Origin of the sequence: Microbacterium tenebrionis (assembly GCF_903645325.1) — a bacterium.
Lineage (GTDB): Bacteria > Actinomycetota > Actinomycetes > Actinomycetales > Microbacteriaceae > Microbacterium > Microbacterium tenebrionis.
In genome coordinates this window covers 1-16,322 of sequence record NZ_CAHJXQ010000011.1, presented here as the reverse complement: position 1 = coordinate 16,322, position 16,322 = coordinate 1, and the positions used below count along the sequence as shown (strand labels likewise).

The following is a 16,322-nucleotide window of genomic DNA, read 5'->3' as shown; positions in this document are numbered from 1 at the left end:
GCACCGACCGAAGGGCGCCGCCATGGCCACCTACACCCACGGGCACCACGATTCGGTGCTGCGATCGCACAGCAATCGCACGATCGCGAACTCGGCGGAGTATCTCCGTCCGCACCTGCGCCCCGACACGCGCCTGCTCGATGTCGGAGCGGGGCCGGGCACGATCACGATGGACTTCGCAGCTGTCGTCGCCCGCGTCGCAGCGACCGAGATCAACGCGGACGCCCTCGGGATCTCGCAGAAGCTCGCGGCGGAGCGCAGCATCCGGAATGTCGACTTCGCGGTCGAGGACGTGCACGCGCTGAGCTTCCCGGACGACTCGTTCGACGTCGCACACGCCCATCAGGTGCTGCAGCACGTCGCCGACCCGGTGCAGGCGTTGCGCGAGATGCGGCGGGTGGTGAGACCGGGCGGGATCGTCGCAGCCCGGGACGCCGACTACGCCGGCTTCGGCTGGTTCCCGCTGCTGCCGGAGCTCGACGAATGGCTGAGGCTGTACCGCGAAGCGGCTCGCGCGAACGGCGGAGAACCGGATGCCGGGCGGCGCCTCCTCTCGTGGGCCAGGGCAGCGGGATTCGAGGACGTCACGGCGACCGCGTCCACCTGGTGCTACGCGAACCCGGAGGAACGCGCCTGGTGGGGCGGCATGTGGGCCGACCGCATCCTCGAGTCCGCCCTGGCCCGACAACTCGTCGATTCGGGCATGGCCGGGCGCACGGACCTCGAGCGCATCAGCCGCGCATGGCGCACGTGGGCGGATGCCGGAGACGGCTGGTTCCTCGTGCCGCACGGCGAGATCATCGCGCGCGCCTGAATACATCCCCAGGCGGATGCCGCGGCATCCTGCCCTCGCGTAGCGTGAAGGAGTGATCCGCCCGCTGTCCCGCACTGCGCTCGTCCTCGACATCGTGGGGGCGAGCCTGCTGTTCGCGCTGTTCCTGCCGATGTCGCTGGTGTTCTACTCGCCGGGTCAGCTGAGCACGACGGTCGCAGAGCCGGTCGCGGTGGCCGCGGTCGTGATCGCCGCAGTGCTGCAGTTCGGCGCCGTAGCCGTCGGCCGACTCGCACCGGGAATCGCCCTGAGCGTCGCGTGGCTGGGCGCGATCGTGCAGCTGCTCGCCGGGCTCGGCCCGCTGCCGATCAACGTCGCGATCCTCGGCGTCCTGTACGCCACCGCGGCGTGGGGCTCGACCCGGATCTTCTGGGCGGGTCTGGGCTCCGCCGTCATCGGCGGCATCATCGCGGCGCTGCAGATCGTGTTCGTGAACGGCATGGCCGGAGTCTTCGGCATCATCACCACCGTGGTCGCCCTCACCGTCGTCAGCGTCCTCACCCTCGGAGCGCCGTGGCTGGGCGGCTTCGGGTGGCGGATGGTGCTGCGCTGGCGCGCGACGCGCGACGCGCAGGCTCGCGCGGAGGTCGCCGCCGCCGAGGAGCAGGAGCGGGTGCGCATCGCACGCGACATGCACGACGTCGTCGCGCACTCTCTCGCGGTGATCATCGCGCAGTCCGACGGTGCGCGGTACGCCGCGGCATCGTCTCCGCAGATCGCGGCGGAGACGCTCGGCACTGTCGCGCAGACAGCCCGCGCCGCACTCTCCGACGTGCGGATGCTGCTGACGCAGCTGCGCCATCGTCAGGGAGTCGGACCGCAGCCGACCATCGCCGATCTCGAGCAGCTGTTCGAGCAGGTGCGGCAGGCCGGGCTCGAACCGCGCGTCACCGTCGACCCGATGCCGCCGGGGGAGCCGCCGGGGGCGGTGCAGCTGGCGGTGTACCGGATCCTGCAGGAGGCGCTGACCAACGCGATCCGGCACGGCAGCGGCGACACGGTCGACGTGCGGCTGGCCTGGATGCCGGACAGCGTGCGCATCGAGGTGCGCAACCGCCTCGGCGACGCCACTGCCGCACCGATCGGCGCGGGAGGTCACGGCATCGTCGGCATGCGCGAGCGGGCCCAGCTCATCGGCGGCGTGCTGCGGGCGGAGCGCGACGGCGAGGAGTTCGTCGTGCACGCCCGACTGCCCATCGGAGAGCCGTTCCACAGCGGGCCCGCCGGTGCTCCGGTCGGTGGCACTGCCAGCGGAGAGGAGACGGCATGATCCGGGTGCTGCTCGTCGACGACCAGGCGCTGTTCCGCGCCGGCATCCGCATGCTCGTGTCGTCGCAGCCCGACATGGAGATCGTCGGCGAGGCCGGCAACGGGCAGGAGGCGCTCGATGCCGTCGCCGCCCACCGCCCGGATGTCGTGCTGATGGACATCCGGATGCCGGTGATGGACGGCCTGACGGCGACCGGTCATCTGCTGGCGCAGCCGGAGCCCCCGCGCGTCGTGATGCTGACGACCTTCGATCTCGACGAGGCGGCGGCGCGGGCCATCCGGCAGGGAGCGAGCGGGTTCCTGCTGAAGGACGCCGAGCCGGAGTTCCTGCTCGCCGCGATCCGCACCGTGCATTCCGGGTCGAGCGTGATCGCGGCATCCGCGACGCGCGAGCTGTTCGCGCACTTCACGCCGCAGACGCGCCCGGTGCCGGAGTCTTTCGCAGCCCTCACCGAGCGCGAGCAGGAGATCTTCGCGCTCGCGGCCCGAGGGCTCTCGAACGCCGAGATCGCCGGGCGCGAGTTCCTCAGCGAGGCGACGGTCAAGACGCACATCAGCCGCATCCTCACCAAGCTGTCGCTGCGCGATCGTGTGCAGCTCGTGGTGTTCGCGTTCGAGCACGGTCTGGCCTGAGCCGCCCGGCGATCGACTACGCGAGTCGGACCGGGGCTCCGTATGCCGCGACGGAGCGGTCAGAGGTGAGGAGCGTGATGCCTTCGATCCGGGCTTGGGCGACGAGAACTCGGTCGAACGGGTCCCGATGGATATCAGGGAGCCCGGATGTGGCGACCGCGTGGGCTCCTGTGATGGCCAGTTCGTCGTACCCGTTCTCGAGCAGTTCGCGTCGAAGCACGTGCGGATCGGCGGTGAAGTCGTCCCGGCCCTGTGCTGCCTTGATCGCAACCTCCCAGATGCTTGCAGCACTGAAGAGCACGTCGTTCGACTCGTCGGAGATCAGGCGGGTCGCCTCCGGCCGCAGTCGGCCAGGAGCGTAGGCGCTCCAGAGCAGGAGATGCGTGTCGAGCAGCAGCCGCACTCAGGTGTCCGTTCCCGCGAACAGGTCGGAGATCTCATCCGCCGCGAGGTCATCGAAGTCGTCGGGGACCTGAGCCTGATCGGCGAGGAACCCGAGGCGGCGACGGGTCGTCGGAGAATCGACGCGCGTGAGCTTTGCCACTGGGCGGCCGGCCTTGGCGATGATCACGACTTCGCCGTCGAAGGCGGCATCCACGAGCCGCGACAGATGCGTCTTCGCCTCGTGCATGTTGACCGTGGGCATGATGACTCCTTAGCTAACTCGACTTAGTCTAGCCCATGGGGCCCGCATCGGCGCGGTCCTGAGGCCGCGCGGATCATCCTTGCGATGTAGGCGGATGCGACGGGGGAGCGATGCGGCAAGGCATCCACCGTTCGTAGCGTGAAGAGCATGGAGATCACGACCAGCGACCTCGGGCTCGCCGCCCGAGTCCAGCACCTCACGAAGACCTACGGCTCGGGCGACGGCGCGGTGAACGCCCTCACCGACGTCAGCGTCGGCATCCGCCGCGGGCAGTTCACCGCGATCATGGGGCCGTCGGGCTCGGGCAAGTCCACGCTCATGCACATCATGGCGGGGCTCGACGCCCCGACGCAGGGCCGCGCGTGGATCGGCGACACCGACATCACCGGCCTCGGCGACCTCGAGTTGACGATCCTGCGCCGCCGGCGCGTCGGGTTCATCTTCCAGGCGTTCAACCTCGTCCCCACCCTCGACGCCCTGGGCAACATCCTGCTGCCGTTCGAGCTCGACGGACGTCGCCCCAGCGCGATCGAGAAGGCCCGCATCGACGGACTCGTCGAGCGGCTCGGGCTCGCCTCGCGGTTGAACCACCGGCCGCATGAACTGTCCGGCGGTCAGCAGCAGCGCGTCGCGATCGCCCGCGCCCTGGCGACCGCGCCCGACCTCGTCTTCGCCGACGAGCCGACCGGCAACCTCGACTCGCGCAGCGGCCGCGAGGTGCTGCAGCTGCTGGCGACGGCGACCCGCGAGCACGGCCAGTCGATCGCGATGGTCACGCACGACGCGATCGCGGCCAGCCACGCCGACCGCGTGCTGTTCCTCGGCGACGGCCGGATCGTCGCCGACCACCCGCGGCAGAGCGCCGAGCAGATCGCGTCGTACATGCTGGCTGCCGAGGTGGCGGCATGAGCGCGGTCGCGACGTCCGGTGTGGTGTCCACCGTCGTGCCCGAGTCGACGATGACCGGCCCGCGTCTGGGCTGGCTGCGCGACCGCGGCATGGGCGCCAGCGTCCTCGTCGCGGCGCTCTCGTCGGCGTTCGGTGTCGTCCTCGTCGAGGCGACCGCCTACATCGGTGCGATGCTGCAGTCCGACCCGCACATCGGCGACAGCGGCACGCTCGCCGCCGTCGTGGCGATCCTGTCGGTGCTGCTGATCGGCGTCGCGCTGTACGTCGCGGCCATCGTCACGGCGAACACGTTCTCGACGATCGTCGCGGGCCGCACCCGCCGTATCGCGCTGATGCGGCTGATCGGGGCGACGGCGCGATCGCAGCGTACCGAGGTGGCCGGCCACGGCTTCGTGGTCGGCGCGCTGGGGGCCGTCCTCGGAGTTTTCGTCGGCATCCTGGTCGCGGCGGCCGGCGTGTATGTCGCCGCACGAGGATGCCGCTGCACGCCCGACCCGCCACGTCGGCGCGCTGCTGCTGTTGATCCTGGGAGCCGCGCTGCTCGCCTTCGGCGTGCTCGTCGGACTCGTCACCCCGCTCGGCGTGATCATCTCGTTCTTCGGCGGACTGCTGTCGTTCACGGGCATCTCGCTGGCGTCGGTGCTCGTGATGCCGCCGCTTCTGCGCCTCGTCGGACGTGCGTTCGGGCGATCGGCGACCGCTCGCCTCGCGGCGGAGAACGCCCTGCGATACCCGGAGCGCTCCAGCCGCATGGCGATCGGCGTCGTGATGGGCGTGACCCTCGTGACGATGTTCGCCGTCGCTCTGGAGTCCGTGAAAGCGCTGCTGACCAAGGCGGCGGGCGGTGAGCTCGACTCGGAGTTCGCGGTCATCATGGACAGCTTCGCCGCCGTCATGATGGTGCTCGTCGGGATCTCGGCCGTCATCGCCGCGGTGGGGCTCGTGAACCTGCTGACCATCGGCGTGGTGCAGCGCCGACGCGAACTCGGGCTGCTGCGTGCGGTCGGCCTGTCTAACGGTCAGGTGCGCCGGATGATCCTGCTCGAGGCGCTGCACATCACGGTGACCGCCACGGTCACCGGGCTGGTCCTGGGAGTCGTGTACGGCTGGATCGCCGCGCAGTCGCTGCTCGGATCGGTGCGAATGCCGCCGTTCTTCGAGGAGACGGCCGGACTCGTCGCGCCGGCCGTGCCGTGGCTACCGGTCGTCATCATCGTGGTGGCGACGGGCGTGCTGACGCTGGTGGCCGCCGCGGCCCCCACGCGCCTGGCGACGCGCGTGGCCCCGGTCGAGGCGCTCGCCGTCGACTGAGCATGTCGGCGCGCGGCGGAGGGGTCGCGTTTGGTTGCCGGTGCGGGCCCGCGGCGGCCATTTGCGCCCCCTCGGGGAGGGCCAGCGCCCGTCGCCCAACGAGGGGTCGCGGGTGGTCGTCACATCATGACGGTGGCAGCCATCCGCGCCCCCTGCCGCCCATAGGCTGGGGGGATGCCGCAGCCGTTCGATCAGTCGTCGTACCAGGTCCGTTTCGAGTGGGGGGTCGCGGGACTCGAGCGCCTCGCACCGGCCGACGTCGTCGTGGTCGTCGACGTGCTCCGCTTCTCGTCGACCGTGACGGATGCGGTCGCCTCCGGCCGCACCGTCTCGCTCACGGATGCCGCAACCTGGTCGCGCGACGGAGCCGCCGTCGCGGCCGCCGCGCGGGAGGCGACCGTGCTGATCGGATCGCTCCGCAACGCCGCCGCGACCGCACGCGCGGTGCTGGAGATCCAGAACCGCCGTCAGCAGCGGACCTCGGTGACCGTCATCGCGGCGGGGGAGCTGACGGATGCCGGCGACCTCCGCTTCGCCGTCGAGGACCTCCTCGGCGCGGGCACCATCATCGCGGCGCTCAGCGATCTGGGCGCGGATCACACCTCGCCGGAAGCCGCAGCGGCATGCGAGTCCGCCCGCGGACTGCGCCGGGCGCTGAGGCACCTGCTCACCGCATCCGGATCCGCCAAGGAGATCGCCGCGGGCGTCCAGGCGACCGCGAAGATGCAGGCGGCCGGGCTGGCCCCGACCGACCCGAAGGCTGCGGCCGCGGTCGACGCGACCGACGCGGTGCCGGTGCTCGACGGCGACGAGTTCGTCGCGTTCGTCTGAGAGAGGACTTCGACTCCCTGCTGTCGGTCAGCCCGCTTCGTCTCGCTCAGCCCGCTCCGTCTCGCTCCGTTCGCGGGGCGACCCGTGGAGCTGATCCGGCGACCCATGGAGCTGATCCAGCGACTCGGGGTGCTCGACGACACGGGTGCTCGACGACCGTGAGAACGCTCGATGACTGCGTGGCGCCCTGACGCGACCGAGCATCAGCGCGGGGTGCGGGCGGCGAGACGCGCGGCGGGGGTGATCTCGCGGCGCAGCCAGGCGAATTCGAAACGCGGGTCGTAGGTCTTCGAGCACTTCGCGCACGACGTGGGCCGGCTGGGGCGCCGGTGCCGATAGGTCACATGACCCGACGGGCAGGTGCCGACCCACGGTGCGAGCTCGTGGGCTGTCTCGCCGTGATGCGTCGCGCCGCCGACGTACCCCAGCTCGCGGGCCGTCCGCCGCCACGTCGGACCGTGCGCCGCGCGATGACCGGCCAGGGCGTGGGCGACCTCGTGCAGCAGCACCTGGTGGATCTCGTCGTCCTCGAAGCGGGCGGCCAGGTATCGCGAGACTGTGATCCGCTTCTTGCGGAAATCGCACTGCCCGGCACGGAGCTTGGCGTTGTCGAACCCGAACGACCACGACGCGTCGAGGTGCATGCGGATGAGCGCGTCGGCCCAGACACGCACACGGTTCAGATCGGCCATGCATCCAGGCTAGATGAGGCCCCGGACATCGGGCTCAGCCGGCGACGAGCTCGCCGCTGCGGCGGCGCTCGGCGGCCTCGATCGACAGCAGCACGCTCCCCAGCTCCTCGTCGGACGCGCCGGCCTCGCGTCGCAGGAACAGCGCCTGCTTGAAGCTCTCGCGCGCCTGCTCGAAGTCGCCGGCCTCGTAGGCGTTGCGTCCGTGGTTCTGGTGCGCGAACGCGGCGATCCCCGCCCAGCGCTGGCCCTCGGCTTCGGCGGCGCAGGTCGTGAGCTCCTGCTCTGCGGCGGCGTGCGCGCCGCGGTACTGCAGGATCGTCGCGTGCAGCACGCGGGAGCGCAGCACGTCCTTGCGGGTGCCTGCCATCCGCGCCACGCGCACCGATTCGTCCGACAGCGACAGCGCCTCGTCCAGCCGGTCCAGCACCTTCAGCAGCCAGACCCGCTCGAGCATGGCCGGGAGGCTCCGCTGCTCCTCGATCTCGGCGAGCCGAGCGGCGCACTCGGCCTGGTCCACCTGCTCGCGAAGAGTCTCGGAGTCGTAACCCTTGATGTAACCCAACGTGCTCTCCTCTCGCAGCATCCTCAGTCTGCATCCGAGTTCGCGGGAGTCGGGGTCGGCGCGCCCCGGATGCCGTTTTCAGCGCAGGAAGATCGATGCGTCGGGCTTCGGGGATGCCACGGCATCCGCATCCGTGACGATCCGGGCATCCTGCGCGAACGCCCGCACCTCCGCGCCCTGCGCGATCTTCGCCGGATGGGGACCGGCCGCCAGCATCCGCGGCAGCCAGTCGGTCGGCAGGGGAGCGGCGGACGCCGCGATCACGAGGTTGCCGAACCGGCGGCCCTTGAGCACCTGCGTGTCGGCGAGGAGGGCGACCTCCGGCAGCACGTGCGCGATCGTGGCGACCTGGCGTCTGGCGAATGCGAGACCGGGTCCGTCCGCGACGTTCACGAGCAGGACGCCCGCCGGGCCGAGCAGTGACGACAGCTCGCGGTAGAACTCCGCGCTCGTCAGATGCGCCGGAGTCTGCGCGCCCGAGTACACGTCGGAGACGACGAGATCGCAGGCGCCGGTCAGAGCGCCGGGCAGCTTCCCCACACCCGCGCGGGCGTCACCGATCCGCATCCGGATGGATGCGCCCTTGGGCAGCGGCAGATGCTCGCGGACGAGGGCCGCCAGCGGAGCCTCGAGCTCGATCACCTGCTGCCGCGATCCCGGGCGGGTGGCCTCGACGTAGCGCGGGATCGTCATCGCACCGGCGCCCAGGTGCACGGCCGTCAGCGGGCCGCCCGGCAGCTGATCGATGACGGCGCCCATCCGGACGATGTACTCGAAGTGCAGGTGCGTGGGGTCGGCGAGGTCGACGTGCGACTGCGGGGTCCCGTCGACGATGAGCTCGAAGCCCGACGTGAACTCCGAGGGGACGACGGTGGCGATCCCGCCGTGATCGAGGCGTGCCATCGGATGCTCGGCGTCCCGAGCGCGTGTGCGTCCCACGCGCCGAGCCTACTTCGGTGCGCCGTCGTGACCGGCGTGTTACAGGTCGATGACGATCGGGAAGTCGGGTTGCGGGGAGTTTGTTAGTGGTGAATACTTTTTCCAAGTCGGCCCGCGACCGCCGTGGCCGAGGGCAGTTTTCAATGAGGAGATTCAGCTTATGAAGAAGCGGGTTCTTTCGATCGTGGCGCTGGGCGTCACGGCTTCGCTGGGCCTTGCCGGCTGCGCCGCAGGCGGCGGCGAGGGCGACGGTGGGACGGACGGCGAGGGGCAGACCCTGAACGTCTGGATCATGAAGGGCACCAACCCCGACGCGACCGCGTTCTACGACGAGGTGTCCGCGGCCTTCGAAGAGGAGACCGGAGCCAAGGTCGAGATCGAGGAGGTCCAGTGGGCCGATGCGCACGACCGGTTCGTGACCGCGATCGCCGGTGGCACGACCCCCGATGTCGCCGAGACCGGGACGACCTGGACCGCCGAGTTCGCCGACGCGGGTGCGCTGCTGCCGATCGACGAGTACGTCGACGGTGAAGACGGCCTGCGCGACGACCTCGTCGAGGGTCTCGAGGTCGCTGGAACCTACGACGAGGAGCTCTACGGCATGCCGTGGTATGCCGGTGTGCGTGCGCTCGTCTACCGCACCGACATCTTCGAGGAGCTCGGTCTCGAGGCTCCGAAGACGTGGGATGACATCGTCACCGCCGGAGAGGCCATCAAGAAGGCCCACCCCGAGATGATGGCCTTCCCGGTGCCGGGCGATGCCGAGTTCCAGGTGTACCCCTGGGTCTGGGGAGCCGGTGGCGAGATCGCCACGCTCGACGGCGACACCTGGACGAGCGAGCTCGACAGCGCCGAGTCACAGGAGGGCATCCAGTTCTACACCGACCTCGCCACCGAGCACGGCTTCTCTTCCGCGGGTGCGACCACCTGGAAGGAGACCGACCTCAGTGACGCGTTCTCGCAGGGCAACGTCGCCATGATGCTCTCGGGCTCGTGGACCCCCGACTCGCTCGTCGAGGCGAACCCCGACCTCGAGGGCAAGATCGGCGCAGCCGTCATCCCCGGCAAGGACGGCGGCATCGCTCCTTCCGTGCTCGGCGGCTCGCACCTGTCGATCTTCAACACGACGAAGAACGCCGACCTCGCGTGGGAGTTCACCAAGATGATGACCACGGGCGAGTTCGCCGAGAAGTGGGCTTCGCAGACCGGTTACTTCCCGGGTGTCGCCTCGGCGATGGAAGAGGCGCTGGCCTCGACCGACCCGCTGGTCGCGCCGTTCGCTCAGCAGATGGTCGACGGCGGCGCTTCAGTGCCCGTCACCCCGAACTTCGGCGCCGTCCAGGCGAAGAAGACGACCAACGCCATGATGCAGTCGATCCTCAGCGGGCAGAAGGACGTCGCCACCGCGACGAAGGATGCCGCGGCCGAGATGACCGAGCTGCTCAATCAGTGAGACTGGTAGCTCCAGCTTCGACAAGTTAGGCAGTATCTCTTGATGTCGACGGTGCACGCCCCGCTGCCGACACCCACGGAGGCGGGGAACAACACCCCCGCCTCCGTGCCCGGTGGCCGCCGATCCAATCGGTTCACCCTGCTCGCGAAGAGCCGGCCGTGGCTGCTCCTCGCGCCGGGACTCATCATCCTGGCCGGGCTCATGCTCTGGCCGCTCGTGCAGGTGTTCATCTACTCGCTGCAGGACTACGGTCTGCGCGAGATCAACACCGGCGAGAACAACTGGATCGGCTTCGGCAACTACATCGAGGCGCTGACCGACGAGACCCTCTGGACCGTCGTCCTTCCCAACACGGTCGGCTTCGCAGCCGTCGCCGTGTTCACCACGGTCGCCGTCGGCACGCTCGTGGCGCTGCTCCTGCAGCGCCTCGGCAAGACCTGGCGGCTGATCGTCGCCAGCTGCATCATGATCGCCTGGGCGATGCCCGCGGTCACCGGCACGTACGTGTGGACCTTCATCTTCGACGCCGACCGGGGCATCTTCAACGACATGCTCCTGGGTCTCGGCCTCATCGACGGGCCCGTCAACTGGTTCACGAACCAGTGGTCGTTCTACGCGATCGTGCTCCTCAACGTCGTCCACCACGGCTTCCCGTTCGTCGCGATCACCGTGCTCGCGGGCCTTCTCGGCGTCTCGAAGGAGATGCTCGAGGCCGCCGCGATGGACGGCGCCGGCGCCTGGCGCCGTTTCTGGCAGATCGTCTTCCCGACCCTGCGCCCCGTCTTCTCGGTCGTGATCATCCTTTCGACCATCTGGGACTTCAAGGTCTTCGCGCAGGTCTACCTGATGCCGGGCGGATCCGGCTCGAACCGGTCGGTGCTCAATCTCGGCGTCTGGTCGTACGTCGAATCGTTCGGTCAGAACCGCTACGGCTTCGGCGCCGCGCTCGCGGTGCTGCTCACCCTCGTGCTGATCGGCATCACGATCGTGTACATCCGCTCGCTCATGAAGGAGGACGAACTGTGAACCCCAAGAAGTCCGTCCTCTCGCGCGTCGGCGTCGGCGTCGGCGTCGTCGTCGTGCTCGCGTTCACGCTGTTCCCCGCGTACTGGATGGTCTCCAGCGCCTTCGACGCGAACGCCTCCAGCGGCGGGCGCTCGTTCATTCCCGAGGCGTTCACCCTCGATCACTTCGCGTTCGTGTTCAACGAGGGCGGGTTCGGGACGTACCTGCGCAACTCCGCCATCGTGGCGCTGGTCACCGTGCTCGTCAGCGCCCTGGTGTGCCTGCTCGCCGCGGTCGCCGTCGCGCGGTTCAAGTTCCGGTTCCGCACCATGATCCTCATGATGATCCTCGTGGTGCAGATGGTGCCGCTCGAGGCGCTCGTGATCCCGCTGTTCCTGCAGGTGAAGAGCCTGGGTCTGCTCAACAGCATCATCGGTCTGATGATCGTCTACATCGCGCTCTCGCTCGCGTTCGGCATCTGGATGCTGCGCGGCTTCGTCGCCGCCGTCCCCGTCGAGCTCGAGGAGGCCGCGTACCTCGACGGTGCGAGCTGGTGGCGGATGTTCCGTTCCGTGCTGCTGCCGCTGGTCATGCCCGGCCTGGTGGCGACGAGCATCTTCAGCTTCATCACCGCGTGGAACGAGTTCATCTTCGCCATGACGATGCTCGGCGGTGCAACGGACCAGTACACCGTCGCGATCGGCCTGAAGTCGTTCTTCGGCCTGCACTCCAATGACTGGGGCAGCATCATGGCCGCGTCCACGATCATCACCATCCCGGTCATGATCTTCTTCGTGATCGTGCAGGGGCGTCTCGCCAGCGGCATGACCTCGGGGGCCGTGAAGGGATGACGGACGACCTCACCCGCCTCGCGAACAGCGTCCTGTGGCCGGGGTTCTTCGGCACGACGGTTCCGGCCTGGCTGCACGCGGCACTCGAGGACGACCTCGCAGGCGTCGTGTACTTCGGTCAGAACGTCGCCGGCGACATCGCGTCGCTGAGCTCGGCGATCCACGACGCGAACCCGCACGCGCTGATCGGCATCGACGAAGAGGGCGGCAGCGTCACCCGTCTCGAGGTCGCGACCGGCTCGACGCTTCCGGGGGCAGCGCAGCTCGGCGCCCTCGACGATCCGGATGCCACCGAGGCGACGGGCCGCGAGCTGGCCCGGCGTGCCCGTGCCGCCGGTGTCGACGTCGTACTCGGCCCTGTCGCCGACGTCAACACCGATCCGCGCAATCCTGTCATCGGCGTCCGTTCCTTCGGCTCAGATGCCGCGCTCGTCTCGCGCCATGTCGCCGCCGCCGTGCGGGGAGTGCAGGCCGGCGGCGCAGCCGCGTGCGTCAAGCACTTCCCCGGCCACGGCGACACCCACCTCGACTCGCACCATGCGCTGCCCGTGATCACCCTCGACCCGTCCGAGGTCGAGGACGTGCATCTCGAGCCGTTCCGGGCTGCGATCGCCGCCGGTGTCCGCACGATCATGACCGCGCACATCGTCGTCCCCGCGTGGGGTCGGCAGCCGGCGACGCTGAACCCTGCGGTCCTGGGGCGGCTGCGCGAGATGGGCTTCGACGGCGTCATCATCACCGATGCGCTCGACATGGCAGCGATCCGCGAGTCCGTCGGCATCGGCGGGGGGGCGGTGCAGGCGCTCGCCGCGGGCGCCGATCTGCTGTGCATCGGCAATCCGACCAACCCCGGGGATGCCGCGGCATCCGATCAGGACGAGCAGGACTATCTCGCAGCCCGCGACGCGGTCGTCGCGGCGCTGCGCGACGGAACGCTCGCCCGCGAACGGGTCGAGCAGGCCCGTGACCGCGTTCGCGCGCTCGCCGCGCAGCTCGCAGAGGCGACGCCTGCCGAGGCGCCGGCGTTCGATGGCGCCTCGATCGTCCGGGCCGCCCTGCGCGTCACGGGCGACCTGGCCGTCGCAGGCGCGGAGGCCGTGGCATCCGCCCTCGCCGTCGTCGACGCCCGTCGCCGCTCCTCGCTCGCGGTCGACAGCGCCGCCGCTTACGTCGCCGAGGCACTTGCCGGCGACGGATTCCGCGTGCGGCTCGACGTCGCCCGTGCCTCGGACGACGAGCGGCGCGCCGCTCTGGATGCCGCGACGGCTGCCGAGGGACGCCTGGTGCTGCTCATCGACCGACCCGACGTGAATGCCGAGCAGCGCGAGCTCGTCGAGATCGCCGCTGCCCGCGACCCGCACACCGTGGTCGTCAACGTCGGCCTGGCCGCGCAGCATCCGCTGCCCGTCCCCACGATCGAGGTCGGCGCGGCCAGCCGTCTCGGCGCTGAGGCAGCTCGCGCCCTGCTCCTGGCGCGCTGAGAGCCGCGGGCGGCCTCAGGCTTCGGCGCGACGGGCGCTCAACAGGGCTCGGACGCCTTCGTCGATGGTCGGCTGCTCGAAGGTGAAGCCGTCCGTCAGCAGGACCCGCGGTTCCACCGCCTGGTCGGCGAGGAGGAGCTCGTCCGCTGCCCGGCCGAGTGCTGCCCGCAGAACGACGCGCGGCAAGACGAACAGATGGGGCCGGTGCATCCCCCGGGCGAGGGCACGGCTGACATCACGGGCGGTGGACCGGGTCGGAGCCACGAGGTTCACAGGTCCGCTCGTCGCGGAGTCGGTCGCCAGGTGCAGGAGAGCGCGGGCCTCGTCGTCCAGTCCGATCCACGGCCAGTGCTGACGGCCATCGCCGACCTGAGCGCCCAGACCGAGCCGCGTCGTGATGAGCAGAGGGCGCAGGGCTCCAGCGAGCACGAGCCCGGTGCGCGCGTTGACGACGCGGGTGTGCGGACGTGCAGCGTCCGTGGCCGCTTCCCACTCGCTGACGACATCGGCGAGAAAGCCCGTGCCGCCCGCGGACTCCTCCGTGAGGATCTCCGCGGGCCGGTTGCCGTAGAAACCCACAGCGGAGGCCGACACCCAGGCTGCGGGCGGGGACGCGGCGGCGGCGATGCCCCGCGCGATCGCCTCCGTGGTCTGCACGCGGCTGCGTCTGATCTCGGCGCGGTATCTGCTCGTCCAGGGCAGGCGAGACAGGCTTGCGCCGGACAGGCTGATCACGGCGTCCGCCCATTCGAGCGCCTCCGGCGGGAGCACTCCGGAGGCCGGATCCCAGCGGTACTCGCTGTCTGAACGCGGTACGCGACGCACCAGGCGACGCACGTCGTGGGCTCCGGCCGCCCGGCGGGTGACCTCGGTCCCGATGAGTCCGGATGCTCCGACGAGCAGAATTCTCATGGCGATCACCTCCGCGGTTGGTCGACGCTAACACGAGGGCTGGGGCTTTTACCGCAGCATCCCGAATTGGTCAAGGATTCTGCTTGCCATGTCGTGAAATCCGACGTATAGTTGTTCTTTGCGCCTCCGTTCTCCCTGCCCTCATATGGTGGTCGGCAGAAGTTGAGACCGTGAGCGCGCACTCCACCTGACGACAAAGGAATCGAGAAGCCCTGCGGGGCTCACGGAGGTTATTCCCTTGGCTGCTGCTCGCAACGCATCCACATCCACCACCAACAAGAACGGACGCGGAGCATCCCGCCTCTCGTTCGCCAAGATCTCCGACACGCTGACGGTCCCCGACCTTCTCGCGCTGCAGACCGAGTCCTTCGATTGGCTCGTCGGCAACGACACGTGGAAGGCGCGTGTCGCCGAGGGCAAGAAGGCCGGTCGCAAGGACCTCAACGAGTTCAGCGGTCTGGAGGAGATCTTCGAGGAGATCTCTCCGATCGAAGACCTCAGCGAGACGATGCAGCTGAGCTTCACGAACCCGTACCTCGAGCCCGAGAAGTACTCGATCGACGAGTGCAAGGAGCGCGGCAAGACCTACGCCGCCCCGCTGTACGTCGAGGCCGAGTTCATGAACCACCAGACCGGTGAGATCAAGACGCAGACCGTCTTCATGGGCGACTTCCCGCTGCAGACCAGCAAGGGCACGTTCATCATCAACGGCACCGAGCGCGTCGTCGTCTCGCAGCTCGTCCGCTCGCCCGGCGTCTACTTCGACAAGACCCCCGACAAGACGTCCGACAAGGACATCGTCTCGGCCCGCGTCATCCCCAGCCGCGGTGCATGGCTCGAGTTCGAGATCGACAAGCGCGACCAGGTCGGTGTGCGCATCGACCGCAAGCGCAAGCAGTCCGTCACCGTGTTCCTCAAGGCGCTCGGCATGACCAGCGAGGAGATCCTCGCCGAGTTCGCCGGCTTCCCCTCCATCGAGGAGACCCTGGCCAAGGACACCATCCTCACCAAGGAAGACGCGCTTCGCGACATCTACCGCAAGCTCCGTCCGGGCGAGCAGGTCGCCGCCGAGGCCGCCCGCGCGCTGCTGGACAACTTCTACTTCAACGCCAAGCGCTACGACCTCGCCAAGGTCGGCCGCTACAAGATCAACCAGAAGCTGGGCCTGAACCAGCCGCTGGACTCCTCGGTGCTCACCGTCGAGGACATCGTGGCGACCATCAAGTACCTGGTGCGCCTGCACCGCGGCGACGAGACCTTCGAGGGTCTCCGCAGCGGCAAGAAGGCCGAGATCCGCATCGCGACCGACGACATCGACAACTTCGGCAACCGTCGCATCCGCGCCGTCGGCGAGCTCATCCAGAACCAGGTCCGCACGGGTCTGTCCCGCATGGAGCGCGTCGTCCGCGAGCGCATGACCACGCAGGACATCGAGGCCATCACGCCGCAGACCCTGATCAACGTGCGCCCCGTCGTCGCCGCGATCAAGGAGTTCTTCGGAACCTCGCAGCTGTCGCAGTTCATGGATCAGAACAACCCGCTCGCGGGCCTGACCCACAAGCGCCGCCTCTCGGCCCTCGGCCCCGGTGGTCTCTCCCGCGACCGCGCCGGCGTCGAGGTCCGCGACGTCCACCCGTCGCACTACGGCCGCATGTGCCCCATCGAGACGCCTGAAGGCCCGAACATCGGTCTGATCGGCTCGCTCGCGACGTTCGCGCGCATCAACTCGTTCGGCTTCATTGAGACCCCGTACCGTCGCGTCGTCGACGGCGTCGTCACCGATGACATCGACTACCTGACCGCCGCCGAGGAGAACGACTTCAACATCGCGCAGGCCAACGCGCCGCTCGACGAGAAGAAGCGCTTCGTCGACAGCCACGTGCTTGCGCGCCCGAAGGGCGGCAGCGGCGAGGTCGACATGTTCGAACCCGCCGAGATCGGCTACATGGACGTGTCGCCGCGTCAGATGGTCTCGGTCGCGACCTCGCTCGTGCCG

Annotated in this window: 17 protein-coding genes and 1 pseudogene; 12 read left to right on the top strand and 6 right to left on the bottom strand. The window is 69.4% G+C overall.

What is annotated here, in order from left to right; all coding sequences use genetic code 11:
• Nucleotides 1–22 precede the first annotated feature (22 nt).
• Genes HWX58_RS12835 through HWX58_RS12825 form a run of 3 tightly spaced genes read left to right on the top strand, consistent with a single transcriptional unit; the run spans nucleotide 23 to nucleotide 2,734 of the window.
• Nucleotides 23–814 (top strand): class I SAM-dependent methyltransferase, encoded by a 792-nt coding sequence (locus tag HWX58_RS12835; RefSeq protein WP_175988348.1) that lies wholly within the window; start codon nucleotides 23–25, stop codon nucleotides 812–814.
• Between the two features lie 52 nt (nucleotides 815–866).
• The gene (locus tag HWX58_RS12830) at nucleotides 867–2,102 is read left to right on the top strand and encodes a sensor histidine kinase (protein WP_175988346.1); all 1,236 of its coding nucleotides are present in this window, start codon (nucleotides 867–869) and stop codon (nucleotides 2,100–2,102) included.
• Entirely contained in the window at nucleotides 2,099–2,734 is a 636-nt protein-coding gene (locus HWX58_RS12825; protein ID WP_175988344.1) for a response regulator, read from the top strand. The genes HWX58_RS12830 and HWX58_RS12825 overlap by 4 nt, the downstream gene beginning before the upstream one ends.
• 16 nt (nucleotides 2,735–2,750) lie before the next feature.
• Here the strand turns inward: HWX58_RS12825 and HWX58_RS12820 are convergent, their stop codons facing one another.
• Together HWX58_RS12820 and HWX58_RS12815 are read right to left on the bottom strand one after the other, a co-directional pair.
• A complete protein-coding gene (locus HWX58_RS12820; RefSeq protein WP_175988342.1) occupies nucleotides 2,751–3,137 on the bottom strand; it encodes a type II toxin-antitoxin system VapC family toxin in 387 nt (128 codons plus the stop codon).
• Nucleotides 3,138–3,380 (bottom strand): type II toxin-antitoxin system Phd/YefM family antitoxin, encoded by a 243-nt coding sequence (locus HWX58_RS12815; protein ID WP_175988341.1) that lies wholly within the window; start codon nucleotides 3,378–3,380, stop codon nucleotides 3,138–3,140.
• Between the two features lie 147 nt (nucleotides 3,381–3,527).
• Here HWX58_RS12815 and HWX58_RS12810 point away from each other — a divergent pair, with 147 nt between their 5' ends.
• From HWX58_RS12810 to HWX58_RS12800, 4 genes and pseudogenes are all read left to right on the top strand, one after another.
• Nucleotides 3,528–4,289: an ABC transporter ATP-binding protein gene (locus tag HWX58_RS12810; RefSeq protein ID WP_175988339.1), complete on the top strand. Its 762-nt coding sequence runs from the start codon at nucleotides 3,528–3,530 to the stop codon at nucleotides 4,287–4,289.
• A pseudogene (locus HWX58_RS15465) lies at nucleotides 4,286–4,678 on the top strand (ABC transporter permease); the annotation flags it as partial. The gene HWX58_RS12810 and the pseudogene HWX58_RS15465, both read left to right, overlap by 4 nt.
• A gap of 70 nt (nucleotides 4,679–4,748) precedes the next feature.
• Complete coding sequence (locus HWX58_RS12805) at nucleotides 4,749–5,600, top strand: ABC transporter permease (RefSeq protein ID WP_250646238.1); 852 nt, start codon at nucleotides 4,749–4,751, stop codon at nucleotides 5,598–5,600.
• A 174-nt stretch (nucleotides 5,601–5,774) separates the two neighbouring features.
• Nucleotides 5,775–6,431 (top strand): 2-phosphosulfolactate phosphatase, encoded by a 657-nt coding sequence (locus tag HWX58_RS12800; protein WP_175988337.1) that lies wholly within the window; start codon nucleotides 5,775–5,777, stop codon nucleotides 6,429–6,431.
• 203 nt (nucleotides 6,432–6,634) lie between these two features.
• On the opposite strand, the gene HWX58_RS12795 is transcribed toward HWX58_RS12800, so the two are convergent.
• From HWX58_RS12795 to HWX58_RS12785, 3 genes are all read right to left on the bottom strand, one after another.
• The gene (locus tag HWX58_RS12795; RefSeq protein ID WP_175988335.1) at nucleotides 6,635–7,123 is read right to left on the bottom strand and encodes a SprT-like domain-containing protein; all 489 of its coding nucleotides are present in this window, start codon (nucleotides 7,121–7,123) and stop codon (nucleotides 6,635–6,637) included.
• Nucleotides 7,124–7,157: 34 nt separating this feature from the next.
• On the bottom strand, nucleotides 7,158–7,685 hold the full coding sequence (locus HWX58_RS12790; RefSeq protein WP_175988333.1) for a hypothetical protein: 528 nt from the start codon (nucleotides 7,683–7,685) through the stop codon (nucleotides 7,158–7,160).
• Nucleotides 7,686–7,763: 78 nt separating this feature from the next.
• Nucleotides 7,764–8,624 carry a spermidine synthase gene (locus tag HWX58_RS12785; RefSeq protein ID WP_250646237.1) on the bottom strand — a complete coding sequence of 287 codons (861 nt, stop codon included), beginning with the start codon at nucleotides 8,622–8,624 and terminating at the stop codon, nucleotides 7,764–7,766.
• 160 nt (nucleotides 8,625–8,784) lie between these two features.
• Here HWX58_RS12785 and HWX58_RS12780 point away from each other — a divergent pair, with 160 nt between their 5' ends.
• The 4 genes from HWX58_RS12780 to HWX58_RS12765 are packed head-to-tail and all read left to right on the top strand — an operon-like array spanning nucleotide 8,785 to nucleotide 13,414.
• Nucleotides 8,785–10,077 carry a sugar ABC transporter substrate-binding protein gene (locus HWX58_RS12780; protein ID WP_175988331.1) on the top strand — a complete coding sequence of 431 codons (1,293 nt, stop codon included), beginning with the start codon at nucleotides 8,785–8,787 and terminating at the stop codon, nucleotides 10,075–10,077.
• A 42-nt stretch (nucleotides 10,078–10,119) separates the two neighbouring features.
• Complete coding sequence (locus tag HWX58_RS12775; RefSeq protein WP_175988329.1) at nucleotides 10,120–11,103, top strand: carbohydrate ABC transporter permease; 984 nt, start codon at nucleotides 10,120–10,122, stop codon at nucleotides 11,101–11,103.
• Nucleotides 11,100–11,933 (top strand): carbohydrate ABC transporter permease, encoded by an 834-nt coding sequence (locus HWX58_RS12770; protein WP_175988327.1) that lies wholly within the window; start codon nucleotides 11,100–11,102, stop codon nucleotides 11,931–11,933. Before HWX58_RS12775 ends, HWX58_RS12770 begins: the two co-directional genes overlap by 4 nt.
• Entirely contained in the window at nucleotides 11,930–13,414 is a 1,485-nt protein-coding gene (locus tag HWX58_RS12765; protein ID WP_175988325.1) for a glycoside hydrolase family 3 protein, read from the top strand. Before HWX58_RS12770 ends, HWX58_RS12765 begins: the two co-directional genes overlap by 4 nt.
• A gap of 15 nt (nucleotides 13,415–13,429) precedes the next feature.
• Here the strand turns inward: HWX58_RS12765 and HWX58_RS12760 are convergent, their stop codons facing one another.
• Nucleotides 13,430–14,326: a TIGR01777 family oxidoreductase gene (locus HWX58_RS12760; RefSeq protein ID WP_175988323.1), complete on the bottom strand. Its 897-nt coding sequence runs from the start codon at nucleotides 14,324–14,326 to the stop codon at nucleotides 13,430–13,432.
• Between the two features lie 238 nt (nucleotides 14,327–14,564).
• Here HWX58_RS12760 and HWX58_RS12755 point away from each other — a divergent pair.
• Nucleotides 14,565–16,322: RNA polymerDNA-directed RNA polymerase subunit B (locus tag HWX58_RS12755; protein ID WP_508619503.1), on the top strand; the 1,758-nt coding region annotated here is incomplete at its 3' end.